Source organism: Burkholderia pyrrocinia (assembly GCF_018417535.1).
Classification (GTDB): domain Bacteria; phylum Pseudomonadota; class Gammaproteobacteria; order Burkholderiales; family Burkholderiaceae; genus Burkholderia; species Burkholderia pyrrocinia_E.
Genome location: NZ_CP070977.1, coordinates 2339913 through 2353576 on the forward strand (window position 1 = coordinate 2339913; position 13664 = coordinate 2353576).

At 68.7% G+C, this 13664-nt stretch carries 10 protein-coding genes; 7 read left to right on the forward strand and 3 right to left on the reverse strand.

Annotation, left to right across the window (positions count from 1 at the left end; translation table 11 throughout):
* Window positions 1-37 precede the first annotated feature (37 nt).
* The 3 genes from JYG32_RS10885 to tldD all read left to right on the forward strand — a co-directional run bounded on the left by JYG32_RS10885 (window position 38) and on the right by tldD (window position 6668).
* A complete protein-coding gene (locus tag JYG32_RS10885; protein WP_213263558.1) occupies window positions 38-4237 on the forward strand; it encodes a YhdP family protein in 4200 nt (1399 codons plus the stop codon).
* Window positions 4238-4288: 51 nt separating this feature from the next.
* Window positions 4289-5116 carry a carbon-nitrogen hydrolase family protein gene (locus JYG32_RS10890; RefSeq protein WP_174383752.1) on the forward strand — a complete coding sequence of 276 codons (828 nt, stop codon included), beginning with the start codon at window positions 4289-4291 and terminating at the stop codon, window positions 5114-5116.
* 85 nt (window positions 5117-5201) lie between these two features.
* Window positions 5202-6668 carry a metalloprotease TldD gene (gene tldD / locus JYG32_RS10895; RefSeq protein WP_213263559.1) on the forward strand — a complete coding sequence of 489 codons (1467 nt, stop codon included), beginning with the start codon at window positions 5202-5204 and terminating at the stop codon, window positions 6666-6668.
* A gap of 110 nt (window positions 6669-6778) precedes the next feature.
* On the opposite strand, the gene JYG32_RS10900 is transcribed toward tldD, so the two are convergent.
* Window positions 6779-7015, reverse strand: coding sequence for a hypothetical protein (locus JYG32_RS10900; protein WP_213263560.1), 237 nt, complete (start codon window positions 7013-7015; stop codon window positions 6779-6781).
* Between the two features lie 42 nt (window positions 7016-7057).
* On the opposite strand from JYG32_RS10900, the gene aroG reads away from it, so the two are divergent.
* Both aroG and JYG32_RS10910 read left to right on the forward strand, forming a co-directional pair.
* Window positions 7058-8131, forward strand: coding sequence for a 3-deoxy-7-phosphoheptulonate synthase AroG (gene aroG, locus JYG32_RS10905; RefSeq protein WP_174383754.1), 1074 nt, complete (start codon window positions 7058-7060; stop codon window positions 8129-8131).
* 111 nt (window positions 8132-8242) lie between these two features.
* Window positions 8243-8512, forward strand: a complete 270-nt coding sequence (locus JYG32_RS10910; protein ID WP_213263561.1) for a type II toxin-antitoxin system Phd/YefM family antitoxin — start codon at window positions 8243-8245, stop codon at window positions 8510-8512.
* A gap of 108 nt (window positions 8513-8620) precedes the next feature.
* On the opposite strand, the gene hmpA is transcribed toward JYG32_RS10910, so the two are convergent.
* Window positions 8621-9829: an NO-inducible flavohemoprotein gene (gene hmpA / locus JYG32_RS10915; protein WP_213263562.1), complete on the reverse strand. Its 1209-nt coding sequence runs from the start codon at window positions 9827-9829 to the stop codon at window positions 8621-8623.
* Between the two features lie 94 nt (window positions 9830-9923).
* The gene (locus tag JYG32_RS10920) at window positions 9924-10475 is read right to left on the reverse strand and encodes a cob(I)yrinic acid a,c-diamide adenosyltransferase (protein ID WP_174383757.1); all 552 of its coding nucleotides are present in this window, start codon (window positions 10473-10475) and stop codon (window positions 9924-9926) included.
* Window positions 10476-10611: 136 nt separating this feature from the next.
* Here JYG32_RS10920 and JYG32_RS10925 point away from each other — a divergent pair, with 136 nt between their 5' ends.
* The gene (locus JYG32_RS10925) at window positions 10612-12021 is read left to right on the forward strand and encodes an FAD-binding oxidoreductase (protein WP_213263563.1); all 1410 of its coding nucleotides are present in this window, start codon (window positions 10612-10614) and stop codon (window positions 12019-12021) included.
* A 41-nt stretch (window positions 12022-12062) separates the two neighbouring features.
* Window positions 12063-13556 (forward strand): FAD-linked oxidase C-terminal domain-containing protein, encoded by a 1494-nt coding sequence (locus JYG32_RS10930; protein WP_034187153.1) that lies wholly within the window; start codon window positions 12063-12065, stop codon window positions 13554-13556.
* Window positions 13557-13664: the final 108 nt, after the last annotated feature.

Here is a 13664-nt window from a genome sequence, read left to right on the forward strand (position 1 = left end):
AGTCTGCAAAACTACCATATCGCCGCCCGTCCGCCGCATGTCCGACCGTCAGGAATCCGCCGTAGCTGCGCCCGAAGCGGGACCTCCCAAGCACGATCATCCGGTCCTGCGTCGCGTGTTCAAGGTGACGCTGGCAGTCGGGATCGGCACCTACTTCGTTGCGGCCGGCGCGTTCCTCGGGCTGCGCTACGTGCTGCTGCCCCGCATCGACGAATTCCGCCCGCGCATCGAGCGCCTCGTGTCCGACAAGCTCCACGCGCAGCTTTCGATCGGCAAGCTTTCCCCTAACTGGTCCGGCATGCAGCCGGGCGTCGAACTCACGAACCTGACGATCCGCGGCCGTGACGGCAAGGTCGCGCTGTCGGTGCCGCATGCGACGGCCGCGCTGTCGTGGATGTCGCTGCTGCGGCTGTCGCCCGCGCTGTCGAGCCTGATCGTCGACCAGCCCGACCTCGTCGTCGCACGCGCGGCCGACGGCTCGCTGAGCATCGCGGGCGTCGGCGTGGCGACCACCCACGGCGGCAACGACACCTTCGGCACGTGGCTGCTGAAGCAGGAAGCGATCGTGCTGCGCGGCGGCACGCTGCGCTGGCGCGATGCGCAGCACGCCGCGCCGGAGCTCGTGCTGTCAGGCATCCGGATCGCGGTGCTCAACGGCGGCCGCGTGCACAAGGCCGCGCTGCAGGCGCCCGCGAACGGCACGCTGCTGCTCGGTCCGCTCGATTTCCGCGCGCGCTTCACGCACAAGGCGCTCGCGCCGGTCGGCAAGCCGACGAACTGGACCGGCGACGCGTACCTGTCGACCGGCCCCGTCGATCTGCAGACGCTCGCCCGCTACCTCGACATCCCGCTCACGATCCATGCGGGCCGCATCGACAACGCGATCTGGGCGACCTTCCGCGACGGCCGGCTGCGCTCGGCGGGCGGCGACCTGCAGGGCGCCGACGTCACGCTGCGCGTGCGGCCGACGCAGCCGCGGCTCGACGTGCCGGCGGTCGGGTTCGGCTGGGACATGGCGATGGACACGGGGCACGACTACACGCTGCACCTGTCGCGCTTCCACGCGGAACTCGGCCAGCCGCCGCTCGACGACGGCACGCCGCTCGCCCGCTCGCTCGCGCTGTCGACGCTGACGGCCCGCTACCGCGTGCCGACGGCCAGCCAGGGGCAACTGATCAGCGTCGTCGGCGACCGCGTCGATCTCGGCATCCTCAGCGAATTCATCCGCGGCTTGCCGCTGCCGGCGCGCCTGCGCAACGAGCTGATCAAGCTCGACCCGCGCGGGATGGTGTCGAACTACCAGATCGAGGTCGAGCGCGCGAAGCCCGCGCGGGCCGACCTCGCGGAAGAGGAGCGCCGCACCGGCGCCGCGCCGATCGTCCGCTACCGCTTCCTCGGCGACCTGCAGGGCATCAGCTTCGCCGCGCAGGAGCCGCCGCCCGGCCTGTCGCCGCGTGGCCACCCGCGCGCGGGCTGGCCCGGCATCGAGAACCTGTGGGGCCGCGTCGACGCGAACGAAACCGGCGGCACCGCGAAATTCGACACGGTGAACGCGGCCGTCACGGTGCCCGGCGAGTTCGACGAGCCGCGCCTGACGTTCGACCGGCTGCGCGGCAACGCCAAATGGGTGATCACGCCGGCACCCGGCGACAAGCATGCGCGCGTCGACGTGACGTTGCCCGACCTGCTGGTCGTGAACCCCGATGCCGAAATCGCGGTGTCGGGCTCGTACACGAACCCCGGCCACGGCCGCGGCTCGCTCGACCTGCGCGCCGAATTCGCACGCGCGTCGGTGGCGCGCATTCCGCGCTACCTGCCGACCGGGATGTCCGAGCACCTGCGCGACTACCTCGGCCACGCGCTGCAGGACGGCAAGGTGACCAAGGGCGCGTCGATCGTCGCCCGCGGTCCGCTCGAGAAATTCCCGTTCGAACACGAGCCGGACGCCGGCGTGTTCCACATCGTCGCGCCGTTCACCGGCGGCCGCTTCGAGCCGACACCGTACCCGCCGCGCAAGCTCGCGAACGGCACGCCGAGCGTGTGGCCGGCGCTCGACGGGATCGACGGCGTGTTCGAGCTCGCGCAGAACAAGCTGCGCTTCGACATCGACCGCGCGCATTACAAGCGCGTCGCGCTGACCAAGGTCGCGGGCCGCATCGACGATCTCGGCAATCCGTCCCACTCACCGCTCATCATCGACGGCCATGCGCAGGGCCCGCTCGCCGACCTGATCGACTACGCGGACAACAGCTCGCTCGGCACGATGAGCGGACATGTCGGCCAGCGGATCGATGCGCAGGGGCCCGCGTCGCTCGCGCTCAAGATCACGATTCCGCAGCACGTCGCGCATCCGCACACGCACGTCGAAGGCGCGCTCGCGTTCGGCGGCAACACGCTGTCGACCAGCGGCGTGCCTCCGTTGTCCGCGCTGCGCGGCAGCGTCCGGTTCACCGAGGCCGGCGCGTCGCTGCACGACCTGTCGGGGCGCTTCCTCGGCGGCCCGGTGCGCGCGAACGGCAATTTCAAGTCGCACGGCCCGTACGCGGTGGATGTCGACGGCCGGCTCGCGCTCGACGCCGCGCGCGGCCTGAACCTGCACGGCGCGGCCGCCGCGCTGCTCGAGCATGTGGTCGGCGACGCCCCGTACAAGGTCGCCGTGCGCGGTGCACCGGGCCGTCTGCCCGACATCACCGCTCATTCCGACCTGACGGGCGTTGCGCTGAACTTCCCGGCGCCGTTCGCGAAGGCGGCCGGCACGCCGATGCCGTTCAGCTTCACGCTGCAGCCGGCGCCGCAAGCCGACGGCAAGCGCCTCGAGCACGCCGACCTGACGCTCGGCCCCGTGTCCGCGACCTACCTGCTCGACGCGACGCGCGGCCAGCCGCTGCGCGCGGTGCGCGGCGCGATGGGGATCCACCGGATGCCCGACATGCCGCAGGACGGCGTGAGCGCGGCCGTCGACGTCGACGAGCTGGACGCCGACGCATGGATCGCGCTCGCCCGCACGCTGAAACCCGACACGCCGCGCGCGCCGGAGCCGCAGGCGCCGTCGCGCGTCGATCTCGCGAGCTTCGCGCCGAAGCGCTTCGCGTTCCACTTCGGCACGCTGAAACTGCTCAAGCGCAACTGGGAAAACGTGATCGTCGGCGCGTCGCACGTCGACGAGCTGTGGCAGGCGAACATCGCATCGAACCAGGTGTCGGGCTACCTGTCGTGGGCGCCGGGCGGCGGCCACAACGGCGCGGGCGTACTGAACGCGCGGCTCGCGAAGCTCGTGATTCCGGACAGCGCGCAGCACGACCTGGTCGGCCGCGCGATGAACCTGCCGACACCGACCGACCGCCCGATGCCGTCGGTCGACCTGATCGTCGACCAGGTGGTCGCACGCGACCACGACATCGGCCGCCTCGTCGTCAACGCACGCAACATCGACGAGAACGGCACGCCCGTGTGGCAGCTCGACAAGCTGGAACTGTCGAACCCGGCCGCGAAACTGACGGCCACCGGCAACTGGCGCACCTCGCGCCGCGCGCTCGCCCGCGGCGCCGACGAAAACGATGCGCCGCGCCGCACCGTGTTCGACTTCAAGCTCGACATCGACAACGCGGGCGCGCTGCTCGACCGCGTCGGCCTGCCGCGCACGCTCGCGGACGGTCACGGCACGGTCACGGGCAAGGTCGGCTGGCGCGGCGGCCCGACCGCGCTCGACTTCCCGTCGCTCGGCGGCCAGGTCGCGGTCGACCTCGAACACGGGCAGATCCTGAAGGTCGATCCGGGCGCGGCGAAACTCCTCGGCGTGCTGAGCCTGCAAAGCCTCGCGCGCTTCCTGACGCTGAATTTCCGCGACGTGGTCGGCAAGGGGCTGCCGTTCGACAAGATCACGGGCACCGGCCGGATCTCGAACGGCATCGCGCGCACCGACGACTTCTCGATGACGACGGCGCCCGCCAACGTGACGGTGCGCGGCGCGGTCGATCTCGGCACCGAGACGCAGGACCTGCACGCGCACGTCGCGCCGAAGATCGGTGCCGGCACGGCGGCGATCGCGGCGGCGATCATCAATCCGCTGCTCGGCGTGGGCGTGCTGGCGGCGAACTACGCGCTGTCGGAAACGCTGTCGCACGCGTTCGCGCTCGACTACGCGATCACGGGCTCGTGGGCGCACCCGCACATCGAGCGGGTGCGGGGCGATCAGGGTAAGATGAATCACGGTCCGGCCGATGCGACGAGCCATTGAGTTCCGCGCGCTGCCGGGCCGCACCCCATTTATGACGCAACCGATTTCGCGATGACCGAACCTTCCCGTTCCGCCACACCCTTCCGGGTCGCCGCGCTGCAGATGGTGAGCACGCCGGACGTCGCGCGCAATCTCGCCGAAGCCCGCCGCCTGATCGCGGAAGCCGCCGGCGAAGGTGCGCAGCTCGTGCTGCTGCCCGAGTATTTCTGCTTCATGGGCCACCGCGATACCGACAAGCTCGCGCTCGCCGAACCCTACCGGGACGGCCCGATCCAGCGCTTCCTCGCGGACGCCGCGCGCCGCCACGGGATCTGGGTGATCGGCGGCACGCTGCCGCTGAAGGCGCCGGAGCCCGATCGCGTGCTGAACACGACGCTCGTGTTCGATCCGTCCGGCAACGAGGCCGCGCGCTACGACAAGATCCACCTGTTCAACTTCGAGAAAGGCGACGAGTCGTTCGACGAGGCGCGCACGATTCGCGCGGGCGATACGGTCGTCGCGTTCGACGCGCCGTTCGGGCGGGTCGGCCTGTCGGTCTGTTACGATCTGCGCTTTCCCGAGCTGTATCGCAGGATGGGCGACTGCGCGCTGATCGTCGTACCGTCGGCGTTTACGTATACGACGGGCCGCGCGCACTGGGAAACGCTGCTGCGCGCGCGGGCCGTCGAGAACCAGTGCTACGTGCTCGCGGCCGCGCAGGGCGGCAAGCACGAGAACGGCCGGCGCACCTGGGGCCACAGCATGCTGATCGACCCGTGGGGCGAGATCGTCGCGGTCCGCGACGTCGGCGCAAGCGTCGTGCTCGGCGCGATCGATCCGCAGCGCATCGCCGACGTGCGCCAGAGCCTGCCTGCGTGGCGGCACCGCGTGCTGACCTGAATCCGCTGCCCCGCTTGAAACGCCGCGCGGCCAACCCATCTGCCCAGAAGCACCCGACAACTTTTTGAGAAACCCCGATATCCGCATGAACATCATCGAACCCGGCATCCGCAACCTCGCGCTGGCGAAGGACATCCTGCTCACGCCGTACGGCCTCGACGAAAGCCTGCTCACGCGCACGATCGCCGACATCTTCACGCATCGCGTCGACTATGCCGACCTGTACTTCCAGGCGACCCGCAGCGAAGCGTGGAGCCTCGAGGAAGGCATCGTCAAGTCGGGCAGCTTCAGCATCGACCAGGGCGTCGGCGTGCGCGCGGTCGCGGGCGACCGCACCGCGTTCGCGTACTCGGACGATCTGTCGCCCGAAGCGATCGCACAGGCGGCCGCGGCCACCAAGGCGATCGCGGCGGCCGGCGGCGGCCGGCAGAAGATCAAGGCCGCGACGTCGCTGAAGGGCATCTCGGGCCGCGACCTGTACCTGCCGTCCGACCCGCTCGCGTCGCTCGACGCGACGGCCAAGGTCAAGCTGCTCGAGCGCATCGAGCAGATGGCGCGCGGGCGCGACCCGCGCATCACGCAGGTGATGGCGGGCCTCGCAGGCGAATACGACGTCGTGCTCGTCGCGCGCAGCGACGGCGCGCTCGCAGCCGACATCCGCCCGCTCGTGCGCGTGTCGGTCACGGTGATCGCCGAACAGAACGGCCGCCGCGAGATCGGCTCCGGCGGCGGCGGCGGTCGCTTCGACTACGGCTACTTCACCGATGAAGTGCTGTCGCGCTACGTCGACGACGCCGTGCATGCGGCGCTCGTCAACCTCGACGCGCGCCCCGCGCCGGCCGGCGCGATGACGGTCGTGCTCGGGCCGGGCTGGCCGGGCGTGCTGCTGCACGAGGCGATCGGCCACGGGCTCGAAGGCGACTTCAACCGCAAGGGTTCGTCCGCATTCGCGGGCCGGATCGGCGAGCAGGTTGCGGCCAAGGGCGTGACCGTCGTCGACGACGGCACGCTGCCGAACCGCCGCGGGTCGCTGAACATCGACGACGAAGGCAACCCGACGCAGTGCACGACGCTGATCGAGGACGGTATCCTGAAGGGCTACATCCAGGACACGCTGAACGCGCGCCTGATGAAGATGCCGATCACGGGCAACGCGCGGCGCGAGTCGTACGCGGCGCTGCCGATGCCGCGCATGACGAACACCTACATGCTGAACGGCGACAAGGATCCGCAGGAAATCATCTCTTCGGTGAAGAACGGCCTGTACGCGGTGAACTTCGGCGGCGGCCAGGTCGACATCACGAACGGCAAGTTCGTGTTCTCGGCGTCCGAGGCGTACATGATCGAGAACGGCAAGATCACCTACCCGGTGAAGGGCGCGACGCTGATCGGCAGCGGCCCCGAATCGCTGAAGTACGTGAGCATGATCGGTAACGACATGTCGCTCGATACGGGTGTCGGCGTGTGCGGCAAGGAAGGCCAGAGTGTGCCGGTCGGCGTCGGCCAGCCGACCCTGCGGATCGACAAGATGACGGTCGGCGGTACGGCATAACCGCATCGCCGCGCAGACAATCCGCGCATTTTGAAGAAAACGCGCGGATTGTCCGCATTTTCGACGCTCCCTGGTTGCCAGCCGCTCGGCGACGGGGTATAAATTCCGAATCAACTTTTTTGACGAACCGAATCCCCGTCATGTCCGCCAAGTTCTATTTTTACTTTTTTTGGTATCTCAGACCGCTGGCGGATCGAGAGGGTTGATGGCGCGTAAAGCGCAACCGAAATTCCCGAAAAAACCGCCGGCGAACCCGGCGGTTTTTTTTCGCCCTTCGCCAGCTGGTCGCCGCCGCCGCGGCCCCGACCGAAACCACTGAATCGCTTGAATTGATGAATCTGCCGCACGCGCACTGACCGAACGGCGCCCGCAAAATTAGGAGAAACAGCATGCCCCCGCACAATACCGACGACGTCCGCATTCGCGAACTCAAGGAACTGACGCCGCCCGCCCACCTGATCCGCGAATTCGCGTGCTCCGAAGCCGCGTCCGAGCTGATCTACAACTCGCGCCAGTCGATGCACCGCATCCTGCACGGGATGGACGACCGGCTGATCGTCGTGGTCGGGCCGTGCTCGATCCACGATACGAAGGCGGCGATCGAATACGCGGGCCGGCTCGTGAAGGAGCGCGAGCGCTTCAAGGGCGAACTGGAAATCGTGATGCGCGTGTACTTCGAGAAGCCGCGCACGACGGTCGGCTGGAAGGGGCTGATCAACGATCCGCACCTCGACAACAGCTTCAAGATCAACGAAGGGCTGCGCACCGCGCGCGAACTGCTGCTGCAGATCAACGAGATGGGGCTGCCGGCCGCGACCGAATACCTCGACATGATCAGCCCGCAGTACATCGCCGACCTGATCTCGTGGGGTGCGATCGGCGCACGCACGACCGAGTCGCAGGTGCACCGCGAGCTCGCGTCGGGGCTGTCGTGCCCGGTCGGCTTCAAGAACGGCACCGACGGCAACGTGAAGATCGCGGTCGATGCGATCAAGGCCGCGTCGCAGCCGCACCATTTCCTGTCGGTGACGAAGGGTGGCCATTCGGCGATCGTGTCGACGGCCGGCAACGAGGACTGCCACGTGATCCTGCGCGGCGGCAAGACGCCGAACTACGACGCGGACAGCGTGAACGCCGCCTGCGCGGACATCGGCAAGGCCGGCCTCGCCGCGCGCCTGATGATCGACGCAAGCCACGCGAACAGCTCGAAGAAGCACGAGAACCAGATCCCCGTCTGTGCGGACATCGGCCGCCAGATCGCGGCCGGCGACGCGCGGATCGTCGGCGTGATGATCGAATCGCACCTCGTCGAAGGCCGTCAGGACCTGAAGGAAGGCTGCGAGCTGACCTACGGCCAGAGCATCACCGACGCGTGCATCGCGTGGGACGACAGCGTGAAGGTGCTCGAAGGCCTCGCGGAGTCGGTCAAGGCGCGCCGCGTGACGCGCGGCAGCGGCAACTGACTGGCACGAGCAGGCTGAATCGCCATGGCCCCCGCTTGCCGGCAGGCTGGCCATCTGGCCAGCCTGCAGCCGGCGTTCGGCTCTGCCAGACTAGCTGACCAGGAGTCGATCATGCCGACCGCCGACATGCACGATGCCAAGTCACGGCTCTCGAGCCTTGTCGAAGCGCTCGAATTGGGGCGCGAATCGGAAGCCGTGATCGCCCGCAACGGTCATCCGGTCGCCCGGATCGTCCCGTATGCAGCGCCGAAGCGGATCGGTGCGGCGCGTCAGTTGCTTGCCGGGTTGAACATCCCGGCAACGGTCGAGGCATTCAATGCCGGCGACAAAGCGATCGCCGCTGACTTAGATGTCAGCGGGGAATGGGGGCTCGCTCCGTGAAACTGCCGAGGCTGCGCGCCTGACGCGATTCGCGCGACATCGCAGGCATCACAATCAAAGCCCGGCTCGCGCCGGGCTTTTTTTCGCCGGAGACGATCCGTCAGCGCATCACTCGAGCGCGCCCGAGCCGAAGATCTCGGTATTGATGCGTTCCGGCGCAACGCCGAGCGCGACGAGCGCATCGCGCTGCGCCTTCATGAACGCGATCGGGCCGCAGACATAGTAGTCGGCGTCCGGAACGAGCGCGAATTCCTTCACGCGTTCCGCCGTGAGGCGCCCTTCGCGGTCGTGGTCGATACCGGCGCGATCGTTCGGGCCGACCAGTTCGTACAGCACCGTGCGCTTGACGTTCGGGTGCTCGCGCACCGTATCGTTCAGCCAGTCGCGAAACGCGTGCACCGCGCCCGAGCGGCACGCGTGGACGAACCGCACGTCGCGCTTGCTGCCTTCGGACACCAGCGTCGACGCCATCGACACCATCGGCGTCAGGCCGACGCCACCGGAGATCAGCACCACCGGCATATCGACGCCGCGCTTGAGCGAGAACTCGCCCATCGGCGCGGTCACCTCGACGATCGCACCCTCCTCCACGCCGTCGTGCATCAGCGTCGACACCTTGCCGGCCGGGATCGCTTCCGGCTTGCCCGCCTCGCGCTTCACCGAGATGCGCAGCCACTTGCCGTGCGGCGCATCGGACAGGCTGTACTGGCGCGGCTGGTCGACGCCGAGATCGCCGACGAAGCGCTTCACCGTGACGTACTGGCCCGGCTCGAAGGTCGGCGCCGCGCCGCCGTCGGCGGGCGTCAGGTAGAACGACGTGATCTCGTCGCTCTCGCGCACCTTGCGCGCCACCTTGAACGGACGGAAGCCGCTCCAGGCCGCGCCCGCGTACAGGTCGGCCTCGGCACCGATCAGGATCTGCGCAAGCTGGCCGTATGCGACGCGCCAGGCTTCGAGCGTGTCGGCGTCGACCGCGTCGCCGAGCACTTCGACGATCGACGCGAGCAGGTTCTCGCCGACGATCGGGTAGTGCTCGGGGCGGATGTTCAGGCTCGCGTGCTTGTGCGCGATGTGCGACACCGCACCGCCGAGCGCGCCGAGATTGTCGATGTTCGCCGCATACGCATAGACGGCCTTCGCGAGCGTCTCCGGCTGGCTGCCGGTCTTCTGGTGCGTCTGGTTGAACAGGTTCTTCAGTTCCGGATGACGCGCGAACATGCGCTGGTAGAAATTCTTCGTGATCGTCGCGCCGTGCACGGCAAGGACAGGGGCAGTGGCCTTCACGCGAGCCATCTGGTCAGCGGTGATGTGGGTCATGTTCGTTCTCCGTTAAACATGCATAAACAATACATGTTTAAAAACCCGCTTCACCCAGACAAATTGTCGCAGTGCGCAAAAGCGCCACGGCACGCTAGCGGATGCGTCCGCGCTCCCACAGCACGTCCGCCCCGCCGTCGGCGCGGTTCAGCACGCGTGCCAGCACGAACAGCAGGTCCGACAGCCGGTTCACGTAACGCCGCGGCGCGTCGTTGAGCGTTTCGTTGCGGCCGAGCGCGACGATCGAGCGCTCCGCGCGGCGGCACACCGTCCGGCACACGTGCGCGAGCGACGCCGCGCGCGAGCCGGCCGGCAGGATGAATTCCTTCAGCGGCGGCAGTGTCGCGTTGTAATCGGCGAGCCACTGGTCGACGCGCGCGAGATGCGTGTCGTCGAGCACGGCATGGCCGGGGATGCACAGCTCGCCGCCGAGATCGAACAGGTCGTGCTGGATCGTGACGAGCGCCGTGCGCACGTCGTCCGGCAGCGTCTCGGCGAGCAGCACGCCGAGGTTCGAGTTCAGTTCGTCGACGTCGCCGATCGCCGCGATCCGCGCGTCGTCCTTGCCGATGCGTCGCCCGTCGCCAAGGCCGGTGGTACCGTCGTCGCCCGTGCGCGTCGCGATCTTGCTCAAGCGGTGTCCCATGCGAATGTCCTCTCGTGCGCGGCCGCGATGCAGCCCGGTTGGGTTGAACACGATTATCGCAGCCCGCGGCGGCGGGCGCAGCGGGCGTTACAGCGTAGAATGGATCGAAAGTTTGACGAGCAGTCAGGAGACATTCGTGAATCACCCCGCCCCGCCAGCCGCCACGCGCCGCCCGCTGCCCCCCGCCATGCTCGATGCGCTGCGCGCCGCCTTCGGCGAGCGCGTGTCGACCGCCGATGCGGTCCGCGCCCACCACGGCCGCGACGAATCGCCGTTCGATCCGCAACTGCCCGATGCCGTCGTGTTCGCGCACAGCGCGGACGACGTGCGCGAAGTGGCGTCGCTGTGCTCGCTCTACAGCGTGCCGCTGATCCCTTACGGCGCCGGCTCGTCGCTTGAAGGCCACCTGCTCGCGGTGCGCGGCGGCATCTCGCTCGACCTGTCGGAAATGAACCGCGTGCTGTCGATCAACGCCGAAGACCTGACCGTGACGGTCGAGCCGGGCATCACGCGCAAGGCGCTCAACGAAGCGCTGCGCGACACCGGCCTGTTCTTCCCGATCGACCCGGGCGCCGACGCCAGCATCGGCGGGATGACCGCGACCCGCGCATCGGGCACCAATGCCGTGCGCTACGGCACGATGCGCGAGAACGTGCTCGGCCTGACCGCGGTGCTCGCCGACGGCCGCGTCGTGAAGACGGGCTCGCGCGCCCGCAAGTCGTCGGCCGGCTATGACCTCACGCGGCTGTTCGTCGGCTCCGAAGGCACGCTCGGCGTGATCACCGAAATCACGCTGCGCCTGCACCCGCTGCCCGAAGCCGTATCGGCCGCGATCTGCACGTTCCCGACGATGGGCGACGCGGTGCGCACCGTGATCGAGACGATCCAGATCGGCGTGCCGATCGCGCGCGTCGAATTCGTCGATTCGCTCGCCGTGCGCTCGATCAACCGCCATTCGAACCTGACGCTCACCGAAGCGCCGACGCTGTTCTTCGAATTCCACGGCACCGAGGCCGGCGTGAAGGAACAGGCCGAACTCGTGCAGGCGCTCGCCGGCCAGAACAACGGCCAGGGCTTCGAATGGGCGACCCGCCCCGAGGATCGCACCCGGCTCTGGGCCGCACGCCACAACGCGTACTTCGCGATGCTGCAATTGAAGCCCGGCTGCCGCGCGGTGACGACCGACGTCTGCGTGCCGATCTCGCAGCTCGCCGCGTGCGTCGAGGAAACCGAAGTCGACCTGCGCGCGTCGTCGCTGCCCTGCCCGATCGTCGGCCACGTCGGCGACGGCAATTTCCACGTCGCGATCCTGATCGATCCCGACAAGCCCGAGGAAATCGCCGAAGCCGAGCACATCAACGACAGGATCGTCGAGCGCGCGCTGCGCCTCGGCGGCACCTGCACGGGCGAGCACGGCGTCGGGCTGCACAAGATGCGCTTTCTGCCGAAGGAGCACGGCGACAACGCGATCGACACGATGCGCGCGATCAAGCTCGCGCTCGATCCGCGCAACCTGATGAATCCCGGCAAGATTTTCACGTGTTGAGACGGCGGCGCGACATCGCGCCCCCTGCTGCAGGAGACCCCATGAACGCCCCCGTCGAACTGTCGAGCGCAGCACGCGCGCAGCGCCAGCGCGAAGTCGTGCAGGCCCTGATGGCCGTGCTGCCGACGCACTGCCTGCTGTATCGCGACGAAGACACGGCGCCGTACGAATGCGACGGCCTGTCCGCGTACCGCCGCCTGCCGCTCGCGGTCGCGCTGCCCGAAACGGAATCGCAGGTGCAGCGGATCGTGCAGATCTGCCGCCGCATGGAGGTGCCGATCGTGCCCCGCGGCGCGGGCACGAGCCTGTCGGGCGGCGCGCTGCCGATCGCGCTCGGCGTCGTGCTGTCGCTCGCGCGCTTCACGCGCATCGTCGAAGTCGACCCGTACGCGCGCACGGCAACCGTGCAGCCCGGCGTGCGCAACCTCGCGATCTCGGAAGCCGCCGCGCCGTACGGGCTGTATTACGCGCCCGATCCATCGTCGCAGATCGCGTGCACGATCGGCGGCAACGTCGCGGAAAATTCCGGCGGCGTCCACTGCCTGAAATACGGGCTGACCGTGCACAACGTGATGCGCGTGCGCGCGGTGACGATCGACGGCGAGATCGTCGAGTTCGGCTCGCTCGCGCTCGACATGCCGGGCCTCGACCTGCTCGCCGTGATGATCGGCAGCGAGGGGATGTTCGCGATCGTCACCGAAGTCACGGTGCGGCTGATTCCGAAGCCGCAGACCGCGCAACTCGTGATGGCGAGCTTCGACGACGTCGTCAAGGGCGGCGAGGCCGTCGCGGCGATCATCGCGTCGGGCATCATCCCGGCCGGGCTCGAGATGATGGACAAGCCGGCCACGCAGGCCGTCGAGGCGTTCACGCATGCGGGCTACGACCTCGACGCGAAGGCGATCCTGCTGTGCGAATCGGACGGCACGCCGGAAGAAGTCGCCGAAGAGATCGTACGGATGACGGCCGTGCTGCGCGAGCATGGCGCTACGCGCATCCAGGTGTCGCGCAACGAACAAGAGCGGCTGCGCTACTGGTCGGGCCGCAAGAACGCGTTCCCGGCCGCCGGCCGCATTTCCGCCGACTATTACTGCATGGACGGCACGGTGCCGCGCCGCGCGATCGGCCCGCTGCTCGCGCGCATCGAACAGCTCGAAACGCGCTACGGGCTGCGCTGCATCAACGTGTTCCATGCGGGCGACGGCAACATGCATCCGCTGATCCTGTACAACGCGAACGATCCGGACGAACTGCACCGCGCCGAGCAGTTCGGCGCGGAAATCCTCGAATGCTGCGTGGAATTCGGCGGCAGCGTGACGGGCGAGCACGGCGTCGGCATCGAAAAGCTCAATTCGATGTGCGTACAGTTCTCGCCGCAGGAGCGCGACGCGTTCTTCGCGGTCAAGCGCGCGTTCGATCCGGCCGGGCTGCTGAACCCCGACAAGGGCATCCCGACCCGCGCGCGCTGCGCCGAGTACGGTCGCCAGCACGTGCGCGGCGGGCTGCTGCCGCACCCCGACCTGCCGCGTTTCTGAGCGCCGTGCGCGGCGCGCCCGCGCCGGCGGCCGTCCGCGCCGTGCTGCGGTGCCCGTGCGGCCCGTGCGGCCCGTGCGGCCCGTTCGCGCGGCGGCGCAGGCACGCTG

What these genes read in the sequence shown, in the direction of transcription:
- JYG32_RS10890 (WP_174383752.1), top strand. Translation starts at nt 4,289, where the DNA reads ATGACCGAACCTTCCCGTTCCGCCACACCCTTCCGGGTCGCCGCGCTG.
- JYG32_RS10885 (WP_213263558.1), top strand. Translation starts at nt 38, where the DNA reads ATGTCCGACCGTCAGGAATCCGCCGTAGCTGCGCCCGAAGCGGGACCT.
- tldD (WP_213263559.1), top strand. Translation starts at nt 5,202, where the DNA reads ATGAACATCATCGAACCCGGCATCCGCAACCTCGCGCTGGCGAAGGAC.
- hmpA (WP_213263562.1), bottom strand. Translation starts at nt 9,829, where the DNA reads ATGACCCACATCACCGCTGACCAGATGGCTCGCGTGAAGGCCACTGCC.
- JYG32_RS10910 (WP_213263561.1), top strand. Translation starts at nt 8,243, where the DNA reads ATGCCGACCGCCGACATGCACGATGCCAAGTCACGGCTCTCGAGCCTT.
- aroG (WP_174383754.1), top strand. Translation starts at nt 7,058, where the DNA reads ATGCCCCCGCACAATACCGACGACGTCCGCATTCGCGAACTCAAGGAA.
- JYG32_RS10920 (WP_174383757.1), bottom strand. Translation starts at nt 10,475, where the DNA reads ATGGGACACCGCTTGAGCAAGATCGCGACGCGCACGGGCGACGACGGT.
- JYG32_RS10930 (WP_034187153.1), top strand. Translation starts at nt 12,063, where the DNA reads ATGAACGCCCCCGTCGAACTGTCGAGCGCAGCACGCGCGCAGCGCCAG.